At 44.0% G+C, this 13,548-nt stretch carries 10 protein-coding genes; all 10 read left to right on the top strand.

Annotated features, from left to right (window positions below):
* Positions 1 to 72 precede the first annotated feature (72 nt).
* The 10 genes from BM294_RS09200 to BM294_RS09155 all read left to right on the top strand — a co-directional run bounded on the left by BM294_RS09200 (position 73) and on the right by BM294_RS09155 (position 13,431).
* Positions 73 to 795, top strand: coding sequence for a gamma-glutamyl-gamma-aminobutyrate hydrolase family protein (locus tag BM294_RS09200; protein ID WP_091207264.1), 723 nt, complete (start codon positions 73 to 75; stop codon positions 793 to 795).
* 256 nt (positions 796 to 1,051) lie between these two features.
* Positions 1,052 to 2,434, top strand: coding sequence for an APC family permease (locus tag BM294_RS09195; RefSeq protein WP_091207261.1), 1,383 nt, complete (start codon positions 1,052 to 1,054; stop codon positions 2,432 to 2,434).
* Between the two features lie 218 nt (positions 2,435 to 2,652).
* Positions 2,653 to 3,918, top strand: coding sequence for an L-cysteine desulfidase family protein (locus tag BM294_RS09190; RefSeq protein ID WP_091207259.1), 1,266 nt, complete (start codon positions 2,653 to 2,655; stop codon positions 3,916 to 3,918).
* A 140-nt stretch (positions 3,919 to 4,058) separates the two neighbouring features.
* Positions 4,059 to 4,697 carry a trimeric intracellular cation channel family protein gene (locus BM294_RS09185; protein WP_091207256.1) on the top strand — a complete coding sequence of 213 codons (639 nt, stop codon included), beginning with the start codon at positions 4,059 to 4,061 and terminating at the stop codon, positions 4,695 to 4,697.
* Between the two features lie 245 nt (positions 4,698 to 4,942).
* A complete protein-coding gene (locus BM294_RS09180) occupies positions 4,943 to 6,043 on the top strand; it encodes a lysozyme inhibitor LprI family protein (protein WP_091207254.1) in 1,101 nt (366 codons plus the stop codon).
* A gap of 390 nt (positions 6,044 to 6,433) precedes the next feature.
* Entirely contained in the window at positions 6,434 to 7,558 is a 1,125-nt protein-coding gene (locus BM294_RS09175) for a TAXI family TRAP transporter solute-binding subunit (protein WP_091207251.1), read from the top strand.
* Positions 7,559 to 7,675: 117 nt separating this feature from the next.
* The gene (locus BM294_RS09170) at positions 7,676 to 9,661 is read left to right on the top strand and encodes a TRAP transporter permease (protein WP_091207248.1); all 1,986 of its coding nucleotides are present in this window, start codon (positions 7,676 to 7,678) and stop codon (positions 9,659 to 9,661) included.
* Between the two features lie 224 nt (positions 9,662 to 9,885).
* A complete protein-coding gene (locus tag BM294_RS09165) occupies positions 9,886 to 10,710 on the top strand; it encodes an SDR family NAD(P)-dependent oxidoreductase (RefSeq protein ID WP_091207245.1) in 825 nt (274 codons plus the stop codon).
* Positions 10,711 to 11,024: 314 nt separating this feature from the next.
* Positions 11,025 to 12,305: an N-acetylmuramoyl-L-alanine amidase gene (locus tag BM294_RS16285; protein ID WP_242944496.1), complete on the top strand. Its 1,281-nt coding sequence runs from the start codon at positions 11,025 to 11,027 to the stop codon at positions 12,303 to 12,305.
* A gap of 145 nt (positions 12,306 to 12,450) precedes the next feature.
* On the top strand, positions 12,451 to 13,431 hold the full coding sequence (locus BM294_RS09155) for a C40 family peptidase (protein WP_242944495.1): 981 nt from the start codon (positions 12,451 to 12,453) through the stop codon (positions 13,429 to 13,431).
* Positions 13,432 to 13,548: the final 117 nt, after the last annotated feature.

Genomic DNA, 13,548 nt, shown 5'->3' with positions numbered 1-13,548 from the left:
GGGTCTATCCTGACAAAATTCCTGTAAGGATACCTTTGAATCTCACATCATACGTTGAAAGGAGATAAAACAGTGAACAGACCAATTATCGGTATTTCTACCAGCATTATCATAGATGAAGGTGGAATGTTTCCGGGATATCACAGATCTTATGTTAACAGGGATTATGTAAGATCAGTTCTTGCAGCAGGAGGAATCCCTATCATGATTCCCATGTCCAGAGATAAAGAAGCAGTATCAACAGCTCTTTCTCTTTGCGATGGATTGATTCTTTCAGGAGGACAGGATGTTTATCCGTTAAACTACGGTGAAGAGCCTCACCGAGGACTTGGCGGTGTATGTCCCGAACGTGACGAATTTGATTACGCCCTTTACAAAGAGGCAAAAGAAAAAGACATGCCGATTCTCGGTATCTGCAGAGGATCCCAGATAATAGCCACCGCAGAGGGCGGAAAGCTTTATCAGGATTTAAGTGAAATGGATAACGCTTTAAAGCACAATCAGGGACATACTCCTGACATGCCAAGTCACCATGTAACTATCACAAAAGGAACAAAGCTTCACAAAATCTTCGGCGAAGACCGTATCGCAGTCAATTCATTCCATCATCAGGTTATTAAAAGTGTCGGAGAGGATTTCATAGTATCCGCAACGGCTCCGGACGGCGCTATCGAAGGACTTGAGCACAAGAACGCGAAGTTCATCGTGGCAGTACAGTGGCATCCTGAAATGATGCATGCAACTAACGAACATATGCTCAATCTCTTCAAGACACTGGTTGAGCAGTGCAAGTGATATATCTGTTTTATGCGGACATCAGACACATAATTCTTTGTATTGAAACTGCTCTGATTGAGCAAAACCCTGCACACATTTCGAACAATGTGCGCTCATCGAAATAAAAGGACAGAACATCGCCCTTCAACCTGATAGTATAGAAATTTTTCAAGGAGATAGTCATCGCCCTTCAACCTGATAGTATAGAAATTTTTCAAGGAGATAGTCATCGCCCTTCAACCTGATAGTATAGAAATTTTTCAAGGAGATAGTCATGGAACAAAAAACAAAACTTAAATTCTGGTCCATTGTTATGCTGACCATCAACTCAATCATCGGAACGGGTATATTCCTTTCACCCGGAGGAGTCGCAAAGCAGTCAGGAAGTATGGCACCGTTCATTTATATATGTGCCGCTATTTTCGCTGTAATCCTTGCTCTCACCTTTGCAAGTGCAAGTAAGTACACAAAAGAGAGTGGTGCTGCCTACGCTTATGTACGAACAGCTTTCGGAGATGATGCAGGTCTCTATGTAGGAATCACAAGATTTGTTTCTGCAAGTATCGCATGGGGCGTTATGGCAACCGGCGTTATCAAGACAGCATTTCAGATCTTCGGATATTCGTCAGCTGATATCACTTTCGGCATGCAGACCGTCGGATTCATTATCCTTATGATCGTTCTCTTCATTGTAAATGTCATGGGAACTAAGATTTTCTCACTGGTTTCAAACCTTTCAACCATCGGTAAATGCGTTGCTCTCGTAATCGCAATTCTTGCCGGCATAGTTATTGCCATGATGACAGGTAACCACATGGCAGAAGTTGATGCTCTTGTTAATGCTGACGGCATCAAGGTTGTACCTGAGATGACAACAACCAATTTCGTAACAGCACTTGTTGCTGCTTTCTATGCATTCACAGGATTTGAGAGTGTTGCCAGTGGAGCAGAAGATATGGAAGAGCCTGAGAAAAACCTTCCAAGAGCTATCCCTGTTGCCATTGGAATAGTTGCAGCCATCTACTTCGGAATCATCCTTACAGCCATGATGATCGATCCTGTTGCCATGGTGACAAGTTCATCAGTAGTTGTCCTTGCAGACGTTTTCCAGAATCCTGTCATCAAGAATATCGTTGTCATCGGTGCATTTGTTTCAATGTTCGGTATCAACGTGGCTTCTTCATTCCACACACCAAGACTTCTCGAGGCTATGGCTCACAGAAAGCAGGTTCCTTCAGTATTTGCAAAGAGAAACGCAAAGGATATCCCTGTTAATGCTTTCATCATTACAACATTATTCGCAATCGTGATTCCTATGGCATTTGCTTATGACATGAAAGGTATCATGATCATTTCAACCATTGCACGTTTCGTACAGTTCATTCTCGTACCTATCGCGGTTATCATGTTCTACTACGGAAATACCAAGAATCCTACTGTTGAGACAGCAAAGAAGAACTTCACAACCGATGTTGTGGTTTCTGTACTTTCACTTGTACTTACAGCACTTCTTCTTTTCAAGTTCAACTGGGCAGGCAGCTTCTCGACAACTACAGAGGCCGGCACAAGCCTTAACTACTTTGCAATAGTATCAATGTTCATCGGATATGTTATTATTCCTATCCTTGTTTACTTCTACGCTAAAAAACAGAAATAATTCAATATTTGATATAAGCGTCAGTCCTGATATTTCATGGGACTGACGCTCCCCTTAAACACAGATTTTTTTTGAGTGGCAAATACTTTTGGTACTCACTGATGATGCGGATCATAGAGTCTCTCCCCCACTCTCAAGCAAGCTTGATTTGTGGGATAGGCATTTGTACCTTGACTCATAATATCAATGAGCTAACATTCCGCTAATGGAGATAATAAATGGAAAAGAAAATTTATGACGCTTTTATAACATTACTTACATCAGAACTCAGACTTGCCATGGGATGCACCGAGCCAATCGCTGTTGCTTATGCCAATGCAAAGGCCCGTGAAGTTCTGGGCAGGATGCCGGAAAGGATTGAGCTCTATTGCAGCGGCAATATCATTAAAAATGTAAAAGCCGTTACGGTTCCGAATTCCGGTGGAAGAAGAGGGCTTGAAGTTGCATCCATCCTTGGTGCAGCCTTCGGCGATCCTTCTCTGGAACTCGAAGTTGTAAGCAAAGTCACAGAGGATGAGATCGCACAGCTTGACGGTCTTCTCAAGCAGGATCTCTGTCACTGCCATCTCGTAACCGGCAAGGACAATCTTTACATAAGGGCAGAAGTTTTCGCAGGTTCCGATAGCGCTCTTGTAGAAATTTCAGAGAAGCATACCTATATAACAAGAATCGAGAAGAATGGTGAAGTTCTTGTATCCAATCCTTCTCTCAACCTTCTTAAGAACGACAATTCCATTCTCAACTTAAAGTCAATTTATGAGTTTGTAAACTGTTTCGACATGAAGGATGTACATGAACTCATCGAGAGACAGATTGAATGTAATATCAAAATAGCAGAAGAGGGCATAAAGAATCCCTACGGCTCTGAGATTGGAAGAAGATACCTTCAGATGTATGGAGAGCATGATTACCGCTTTAAGGCTGTTGCCTACGCTGCTGCCGGCAGTGATGCACGAATGAATGGCTGTGCCCTTCCTGTTGTTATCAATTCAGGTTCAGGCAACCAGAGTATAGCCATCAGTGTTCCTATCATTGTATATGCCAAAGAAAAAGGCATTAGCAAAGAGCAGCTTATAAGAGGTCTTGCATTTGCCGACCTCATCGCACTTCTTCAGAAAAAATATATCGGAGATCTCTCAGCCTACTGTGGTGCCACCTGCGCAGGCTGTGCATCAGTTTCAGGTATAGCCTACATCGAAGGGCAGCCTTTGGAAGTTCTTGGCAACATAGTTGTCAACTCCATTTCTACCATTGGCGGAATGGTATGCGACGGAGCCAAGTCATCCTGCGCAGCAAAGATTGCAGCATCTATCTCAATGGGCTTCCTGGCGTACGACCTTGCTGTTAACAGGCTTAATTTCAAGGATGGAGAGGGTCTCGTTGTAAGTGACATCGAGGAAACTATCGCAAGAGTGGGCCGCATGGGAAGAGAAGGCATGCGTTCGACCGATGAAGAAATCCTGAATATAATGCTCGGCAACTAAACCACAATTGATTTCATTTCTCGATGAACCTAAAATAAGACTTACTAAAATGACTCCATGTAAAAATCATGTTATGACGTGAGTGTCAAAAGTATTTGCTCCATTACTGAAATCGATACTATCTTTCGGAGGAACTACCAATGGATATCACCATCCTTGGCTTAATGGACCTTGTCGGTACCATAGCCTTTGCTATATCCGGTGCCTTTTTAGGCGTAAAAAAGAAGATGGATATCTTCGGCATAAACATTCTTGCCATCACAACAGCCTGCGGTGGAGGAATACTCAGGGACATCATCATAGGAGACATCCCGCCAAGAGCCTTCAGAAATCCGTTCTATGTAGGCATCGCCTTTATAGTTGCCAATGTGATGTTCATCTGGCTCTCCATGCATAAGCATATACCGGAGAAGATCGTAAAGTGGTACGATACCCTGGTTTTCTGGTTCGATACTCTTGGTCTTGCTGCATTTACCGCAGACGGAATATGGATAGGCATCGAAGCCGGTCACAAGGATAATATGTTTCTTATAGTTTTTCTCGGCTTCATAACCGGTGTCGGTGGAGGAGCACTTCGTGATATCATGGCGAACCAGATGCCGGACATACTCAGAAAACATGTTTACGCCGTAGCCTCCATCGCAGGCGGTATCCTCATGGCCTTTATATTCGGTTTAACTTCCGATGAAAGCATCTCTGTGATCTCAGGATTTGTTTTGATTGTCATCCTCAGATACCTTGCGATGAAATATGAGTGGAATCTGCCCAAAGTGATGTAGACTCCTGATTATTTAAAAAAGTGACGCCACATGGCGCCACTTTTTTTGAAGTAATTCACAAATAGTAAGAATTTTTTCGTTTTAAAAACTTATTCTTAAATCGAATTGAAAAAATGGACTAATGGTTGTTCGGGTGTCATACTTACTTTGATGGTAAATGTAACATCCCTTTTGAGGATGAGAATAGCAGTGTGGCAGACACGTCCAAGAATGATCCGTCTTGTGTCTGAAATCGGGAGGGGAATATGAGATTACGAAATATAATTATAGGATGTCTTCTGTTAAATGCCGTGGCTCTTTCAGGCTGCGGAACAAATGCCGGAAGTACTGCTGCGCCGGATTCTTCCGCACAGGAAACGGAATCCGCATCGGAACCTGACGAGGAAAAGACTGTTAACATAACTGTTACCGAAAGTGAAAAGAGCAGTAGTGAAAATGTAAACATTGGAACAAATACATCTACCGGAAATAAAAACGTGAGTACGGAAACCGATTCTGACAATGACAAAGCGGATTCTTCTGAAGATGACTCATCTGATAGTGAAAGGGATGTGGATTCTGATTCCACAGACATATGGAATTCCAAGGACCGGGATCTGATCTTTAACCATGATTTCACTGATGACATCAAGCAGGATATTGCCGGAGCTTCAGCCTCTTCATCATCTCTAAATGAAGAACTTTCTCAAGTTCAAAAGGTCACGGAAAAGTACGATGAACTTTTTAAAGTATGTGAGGCTCAGCTTGAGCTCAATATGGCAGCCGGGTACACATATATGATTTGGGATGAGGAACTCAACAGCTTGTGGAAAAGGTTTTCTGCTTCTGCAGACGCATCTACTAAAGAACGGGTTCTCAAGGATGAGCAAAACTGGATTTCCATGAAGGAAGAGGTTGTAATAGACAACTTAGGTCGCCGAGAAGATGGCGGCAGTATGTATCCCATGCTTGAGAATTCTTTCCTTCGGGAAATAACAGAAAACAGATGCGTTATTCTTGCTTCTGAGCTCGCCCGGATAAAGGGGGAGGACTTCAATATGCCTGAAAGAAACATTTACGGAACATATGTTGACAATCAGGGTACAGGAAATGTCTACAGTTCACTTATCATGAGAAAGGGCTGGGAGAACGAGGATGAAGCCATCGTCTCACTTTACAGAGTGGGAGAGATTTTCGGAACTTTTACAAAAAAGACCAACGATGAATATTCATTTGAATCAAATGACGAAACCATCAAAGGCATCATCCGTATAAAAGGCTGGGATGGAGCAAGCTTCGAGGTAACGGAAGCCGGGGATAGTATTCTTGCGGCAGGAGATAAGTTCGACTTCGGATTTGTTTTCTGATGAAGCACTGCTTCTATTCCTTCCCGACTAAATAAACAACATGTAATGCCGTGAGTGTCAAAAGTATTTGCCACTCACGGATTAACGTCAACGCACACATTTGTGTTCGGTAGGGTCATAAGGTCTCAAATTAACGTGCAAGCACGTGATTTGGTACTTTTAACCCTTGCATCTACAAATTATCTTTATGTTTGTGATAAAACAGTCAATCTGTTTCCATTTGAAACATTTTTGGCTGTTTTTTTGTGTGATTTTATTTATTTCCAATTTTTGTTTCATTTTGCAACTCGATGTTTTGTGCACTTTGTTGTTGCAATGTTCAAATACCAATACAATTCTTGTATCAAATTAAGAAAACGTGTGGGGAAAACCCAAGGAGGAAACACTATTATGAGACTGAACAAGATGTTGGCTTTAGGGCTTGCAGCAATGATGACCATGGGACTTGCAGGATGCGGTTCATCCGGAAGCACAACCGCAACTACAGCAGCTCCTGCAGAGCAGAAGGCTACAGAGGCAGCTGCCGAGAGCAAGGAAGCTGAGACAACAGCAGCAGCAACTGCCGGCGGAGAGCTTACAGATCCTGTACAGCTTACATTTGCAGCTCAGGAAGTCGGAACAGCAGCTTACAACTATGCAGCAGCACTTCAGACAGTAATGCTCAAGGGTCTTCCTGCAAACTCAACCATTAACATCACAACAACTTCACCGGGAGGCGTTGGTGCTCCTATCATCGTTAACGGCGGTGCACAGTGCGATATCGTTATGTCAAACTCAGCACCTGCCAAGTGGTCATTCGAGGACGGAATCCTCGGCAACGAGAAGACAGAAGACATCGCATGTCTTGCAGGTGGTCTTGGTCATGACTTCATCAATGTTATGTTCACAAAGGCATTCGTTGATAAGACAGGCATCAGCACACTCGAGGAGCTTGTAGAGCAGAAGTATCCTGTAAAGATCGTTATCAAGAAAGACGGTACTCTTGGTGAGCTTTCAGCAGAGAAGGTATTCGAGGCTCTCGGCGTTACATTTGACGATATCCAGTCATGGGGCGGCACTGTTGAGAAGACAGGTGGAGACGCTATCAAGTCAGGTCTTCAGGATGATATCTATGATATGACCATCGACCACATCGGTGCAGGTCAGTCAAACACAACAGAGCTTTGCCTTACACACGACATGGTAGACATTCAGCTTGCAGATTCAACTCTTGAGAAGCTTGCAGGCATGGGTTATGACTACATCACAGTAGATGCCGGCACATGGAACGGTCAGGACACAGACATCAAGACTGTTGGTTCACAGCAGTGCATCCTTGTTCCAGCATCAATGGACGCTGATCTTGCTTACGCTCTTACAAAGGCTGTTTGTGAAAATGCTTCAGAGCTTGGTGATGCAGTAGCTTCTATGTCTTACTTCAACCCTGAGACAGCAGGCACATCAACACTTACAGGTGTTCAGCTTCACGAGGGCGCACGTCGCTACTATGAGGAGATGGGTTACTCTGTAGACTGATATATCATCAGATTTGATCTCTATATTTCAGGTTTTTATAAATCCTGACAAATAATGTCAGCCCCTCGCGAAGCGAAATTCCAACGGGCTGACATTAATAATAGAAAGGTTACACAAATGACGGAACATAAGATTGACTTACGCAAAATCGCCATAGTTATAGTTACTATAGCGTTCTTCGGCTTTCAGATGTATCTGGCGCTCATTAAGCAGCTCACACCTATGCTTCAAAGCCCTCTGCACCTGGTGCTCGCTCTGTTTGTTGTATTTTTATACAACCCTATCGATAAAAAATATCGTAAATCTGTTACAAAGAAGGCTGAGGCAGCAGGAAGAACACCTGATGAAAAAGAGCTTAATAAATGGGCATTCCTCAATTACATCGATGTTCTTTCTTTTGCCGGAATCTTCTATATGCTTTGGTACACCGTATCTCAGTATTCAAGACTTCGTGACTTCGTACAGTTCATAAGCCCTGTAACTACTGTTGATAAGATCGCCATGGTCATCACAATCATACTTCTTCTCGAAGCAGTACGAAGAACTCTAGGAAATATACTGTTTGGCTTCATCATCGTATTTATCCTTTACGCATGGACAGCGCCTTACCTTCCGGGAATCCTTTTCACAAAGGGTAAGTCTTTCAAGCAGATGCTTGACCAGTTCACAACCGGAATGACCATGACAGAAGCAGGTGTGTTCGGAACACCTCTTTATACATCTGCATCATCACTTTTCTACTTTATCGTATTCGGCGTATTCTTCAGTGAGTGCGGCGGTGGACAGCTTCTTATCGATATCGGTATGAAGTTCTCCAACAAGTCATCAGGCGGTCCTGCAAAGGCAGCCGTTATCTCATCAGGACTTATGGGCATGGTTTCAGGTTCTGCCGTTGCCAATGTTTCCACCACAGGTGTTATGACCATCCCGATGATGAAGAAGATCGGTTATGAACCTGAAGAAGCCGGTGCCATTGAGGCTGTAGCTTCAACCGGTGGACAGGTCATGCCTCCTATCATGGGTGTTGGTGCATTTATCATGGCTGAAATGCTTGGCGTAAGCTATTTCAAGGTTGCATCATCAGCTATTCTTCCTGCCGTTGCCTACTATTTCGGCGTATTCGTACTCGTAACTTATCTGGCAAAGAAGAGAGCAAGTAAAGCCGGTGGTTCTGAGGATGTAAAGATCTCTATCGACCAGCCTATCCTTCCAAGACTTTACCTGCTTATCCCGGTTATACTTCTTGTTTTCTGGATCATCCGTGGTTCATCACTTATGAGATCAGGTATGGTTGGAATCTTCTCTTGCCTTGTATGTAATGTAGTAAGCTATTTCGTAGCGAACAAGAGAAACTTTATCGGCATCAGAGAGCTTGGAAAGTGCTGCATCAACGGTGCAAAGCAGGCTGCTGAGATCGCCATTCCTACTGCAGCATGCGGTATCATCATCAATGTTGTAACAGGACAGACATCACTTGCAACCAACCTTTCTTCACTGATCGGTTCACTTGGTACAAATTATCTTTTCCTTGCACTTCTTATCGCTATGATCGGATGTATGCTTCTCGGTATGGCTCTTCCTACAGTTGCGGCTTACCTTGTAGGTGTTATCCTCTTCGTACCGGTACTTCGTTCACTTGGAATCGAGCCACTCGTTGCCAATATGTTTGTATTCTACTTTGGTATCATGGCTCAGATCACACCTCCTGTCTGCGTAGCTTCATACACAGCAGCAGGTATCGCAGACGGTGATGCCATGAAGACAGGTCTCAAGGGAATGCTCTTCGCACTTGTTGGTTTCCTTGTACCATTTGTATTTGTTTACAACCCTGCAGTTCTGCTCATCGGAACACCTGTGGAGATCCTTATCGCCGGTACACAGCTTTTGGTTGGAACATTCTTCCTTGCCATCACAGTATCGGGATACTTCCACACAACCATGCCGGCATGGCAGAGAGCAGTATCCTTCGTTGCAGCTATGTGCTTTATCTTCCCTGATATCGCAAGCTCAATCGTAGGAGTAGTTATCGGAGTTGCAGTTCTTTTCATTAATGCCAAGTCCGATAAAAAAACTGTTGAGGTCGCAGGTGCAACGCAGTCATAATTATCCATAATCCATATTTTATCTCAAAGATACAGACGCTGACCTCTCAGGCCGGCGTCTTTTTTGCTGCTTTGCTACTTTTGTGACTTTCATCATGTGCTATTATATACACTGAAACGAAATGATTCTTGTGTCAGGCTTTCCATTAACCCCTGACACGTAATGTCGCCCCGGGATGAATCGATATCACAACGGGCCGATGTCATGAACGTAGGAGATTATATATGAAAACAGCTATCATAACCGGTGCGTCCCGCGGAGTGGGAAGAGCAACGGCAGATATATTGGCACAAAAAGGCTACAGACTCATCATTAACTGTCGCTCCAATTTTGACCTTTTGGAAGAAGTTGCCGGGCAGCTTCGAAACTTTACAGAAGTCACAACGGTTCACGGAGCAATCACCGATGAAGTTCTGAAGTCGGCACTTAAGATAGATCTGGATGCCTCTGTACCGGTTCTGACAGAAGATGATATCTCGAATAAACATTCTGATGAATCCTCTCGTGATACCTCTGGCGATAGTCATAACCCGGCCGTAGAAACACAGCAGGATTCCGATGAAATCCTACTTGTAAATAATGCCGGCATTTCCACCTTCAATCTCTGCCAGGACGTAACTGACGATGAACTCAGTACCATGCTGAGTGCCAATGTTTCCGATATGTTCAGATTAACCCGTGCGGTTATTCCATATATGCTCAAAACCGGCAGCGGACGCATTTTAAACATTTCTTCCGTATGGGGAGTATGCGGTGCCTCCATGGAGTCGGTTTACAGTCTCACCAAAGGCGCTGTTAATGCTTTTACCAGGGCACTTGGCAAGGAGCTTGCGCCTAACCATATACCTGTAAATGCAGTCGCCATCGGTTGTGTGGATACAGACATGAACGGATGGATGGCAGAAGAAGACCGGGCGGCAGTTGAAGACGAGATACCTTATGGCAGGATGGCGACTCCGAAAGAAGTAGGAGAGTTTGTATATCTTATTGCCCGGGCGCCGGCTTACCTGACAGCACAGATTATCCAGTTCGACGGCGGATGGATTTAAGCAGTGAATTTTTGATTCCCACATCATCAGTGAGTGGCAAAAGTATTTGCCACTCACTGATGATGCGAAGCACATTGCAAACCATAAATCAGATATTTTCTATGAACAATTGACAGAAAACTTTAATTCTTTATTTATTGCCCGATAACAGCAAACATCGTTATAGTAGTTTTCATCCAAAACTGTTTTATGATCCGGATGGCTATGCATTCCCAGCCGACGACGATACAGCAGACACAACCTGTGCCACACTGCATTCCGGACGATTAAATCTGTTTATTCCGCTGTTTAAGCGTATTAGAGTGAGGTTAAGTATGAAAAGACATTTTAAAAAAACAATTGTATTGTCGGCAGTTGCCTGTGCCGCACTTACAGTCTCTTTAAGTTCCTGTAAGAAGTCCTATGAATCAGAATTTGCGGAAACAGAGACTTCCGTTTCTGTAGAAGAGGGCAGTCTCTCAGACAGTGAGTCAAACAATGCCTCTGCAACTCTTGATTCTGTTACATCAAGCATCGGTCCGACAGTACCTGCAAACACAGAGCCTGCTAACGTCTCTGCATCATCCAATGCAGGGCAGGAAACGACTGCTGCAGTTGCAGAAACTACGGTAGCAGCAACCGCAGCTCCTGTAGTGTTTAAGGATCGTGATGAGACAGTTTATATTACGACAGATGGCGTAAATATAAGAGAGACCGCCGGCACCGATGGTACGGTACTCGGCACAGCTTCAACAGGTGACAGCTTCCATCGCACAGGCTGCAGTGATGAGTGGAGCCGTATTGAATACAACGGAAAGCCTGCATTTATAAGTTCCGATTACACTACAACTACAGTAGTTGAGAAGAAGACTTCTGAAGCTGTTGCATTCAACACCGGATGGGAATTCGGCGGCAATTCAAAGATTAATTCCGGCACAGCAACTCTTTACTACGCAACCGGCAGCAATAAGAAAGGCAGAACCATCTGTGTCAATGCAGGACACGGTACAAAGGGCGGAGAAAAAGTAAAGACTCTTTGTCACCCTGACGGAACAGCCAAAGTTACCGGTGGAAGTACCGCAGCAGGCAGTACCTCGGCAACCGCAGTATCCTCAGGAACCACTATGAAAGACGGTACATCAGAAGCTTATGTAAACCTCAAAGTTGCAATGGCCCTGAAGCCTATACTTCTTGAAAGAGGCTACAATGTTCTCATGATAAGAGAGAGTGATGACGTTCAGCTCGATAACATTGCCCGTACTGTCATGGCCAATGAAATCGCAAACTGCCATATCGCGATCCACTACGACTCCACAGAGAAGGATAAAGGTGCTTTCTTTATGAGTGTTGCCGACGGTATAAAGAGTATGTATCCTGTTTCAACCATATGGCAGGAGAGTGACCGTCTTGGAACCAATGTCATAAACGGACTTTCTTCAAACGGCGTGAAGATATTCAGCGGCGGTTCCATGCAGATGGATCTCACCCAGACCAGCTACTCAAAGATCCCTTCCATCGATCTTGAGCTCGGTGACAGAGTATCAGATTACAGCGATGCTACAGTCTCTGTTCTGGCAAAGGGCATAGCAGACGGTATAGATTCGTTCTATTCATGAGTGCAGTATAAGTCCGGTAAACAAAACGTAAACAATTAACAGAGATTAGTCAGTGGCGAGTGTGCTACCATAGTAATGTAATTAAAACATTTACTATTTGCACATTCGCCACTTTTATTTTTAATTATTTACATTAGGAGAGACTTTGAAAAAATTTACATATAAATATATAGCTTTATGTACAGCAATAACCATATCCGCCGGAACCGTGACTCCGGGATTTACTGCTTACGCCGATGAAGCGATATCCTCGGAAGCTGCATCATCAACCGCAGCTTCCGAGGATGAGCTTTTACTCGAGATAGGAGATGTTCCTGTAGATGATTCCGAGCTCGGTATCACATCAGATGAAGATGTATCTGCTCTGACAGACGGATCCATGATACCCGAATACAACATCACAAGTATCGACGAGACCAGGTCCAATGTCGTTACCGAACAGTACACCGAAGCAAAAACCTCAAGCGCCGGAGAGACACTGAAAGAAACTGCGGGGTCTTCCGAAAGCGAGAGCCTTTTGGAGGTTGTGGATGATGTAGATGATTTCAGTGTTTTCAAGACAAACATCACCACAGTGGCGCAGGGCGTCAGCAACATGGTATCTTCGATTATAAACAGTGCACAGAGTACAGGTACAGGTTCAGCATCCGATGACAGTGCCATTGCTGTAAACGAAGCGCCATCCTCCGAGACTGTCTCTGTTGTATCCGCTGCAGTGAAAACAGCTGTTAATACTGCTTCGCTTCCGACTATCGCAACCACAGCAAGTCGTCAGGCTCTCATCAGCTATGCAAAGCAGTTCCTTGGCAATCCATATATATTTGGTGGAACTTCACTTACTGACGGTGCCGACTGCTCCGGATTTGTCCAACAGGTTTTCAAGTACTTCGGCATAACAACAGGAAGAACTTCCAGAGATCAGATTGATAATGCAGAGAGCATAAGCTTTGATCAGCTTCAGCCGGGAGATCTCGTATTCTACGCTTCTGGTGATTATGTCAACCACGTGGCTATATACGCAGGTGACGGAGTCATCATACATGCAGCAAACGAACGTACAGGAATCTGCACCGGAAGATATGATTACCGTGAGCCTTATGCATACGGAAGATTCCTGAATAATTGATTTCTGTCAGCATCCATATAAAAATTCACCAAAATTTCATTTTTGGCTTATTGAAAAATTGGAATTATCTTCCAAGGAGTGGTATAATCTACTTATCTTAAACGATAGTGTTTGAGA

It is taken from the genome of Oribacterium sp. WCC10 (genome assembly GCF_900113415.1).
Taxonomy (GTDB): Bacteria; Bacillota; Clostridia; order Lachnospirales; family Lachnospiraceae; genus Oribacterium.
Note: the sequence above shows the minus strand (reverse complement) of the source record. Positions and strands in the feature narration are given on the sequence as shown.

Coding starts and splice junctions, on each gene's coding strand:
- BM294_RS09190 (WP_091207259.1), top strand. CDS start 2,653: ATGGAAAAGAAAATTTATGACGCTTTTATAACATTACTTACATCAGAA.
- BM294_RS09180 (WP_091207254.1), top strand. CDS start 4,943: ATGAGATTACGAAATATAATTATAGGATGTCTTCTGTTAAATGCCGTG.
- BM294_RS09165 (WP_091207245.1), top strand. CDS start 9,886: ATGAAAACAGCTATCATAACCGGTGCGTCCCGCGGAGTGGGAAGAGCA.
- BM294_RS09170 (WP_091207248.1), top strand. CDS start 7,676: ATGACGGAACATAAGATTGACTTACGCAAAATCGCCATAGTTATAGTT.
- BM294_RS16285 (WP_242944496.1), top strand. CDS start 11,025: ATGAAAAGACATTTTAAAAAAACAATTGTATTGTCGGCAGTTGCCTGT.
- BM294_RS09175 (WP_091207251.1), top strand. CDS start 6,434: ATGAGACTGAACAAGATGTTGGCTTTAGGGCTTGCAGCAATGATGACC.
- BM294_RS09185 (WP_091207256.1), top strand. CDS start 4,059: ATGGATATCACCATCCTTGGCTTAATGGACCTTGTCGGTACCATAGCC.
- BM294_RS09195 (WP_091207261.1), top strand. CDS start 1,052: ATGGAACAAAAAACAAAACTTAAATTCTGGTCCATTGTTATGCTGACC.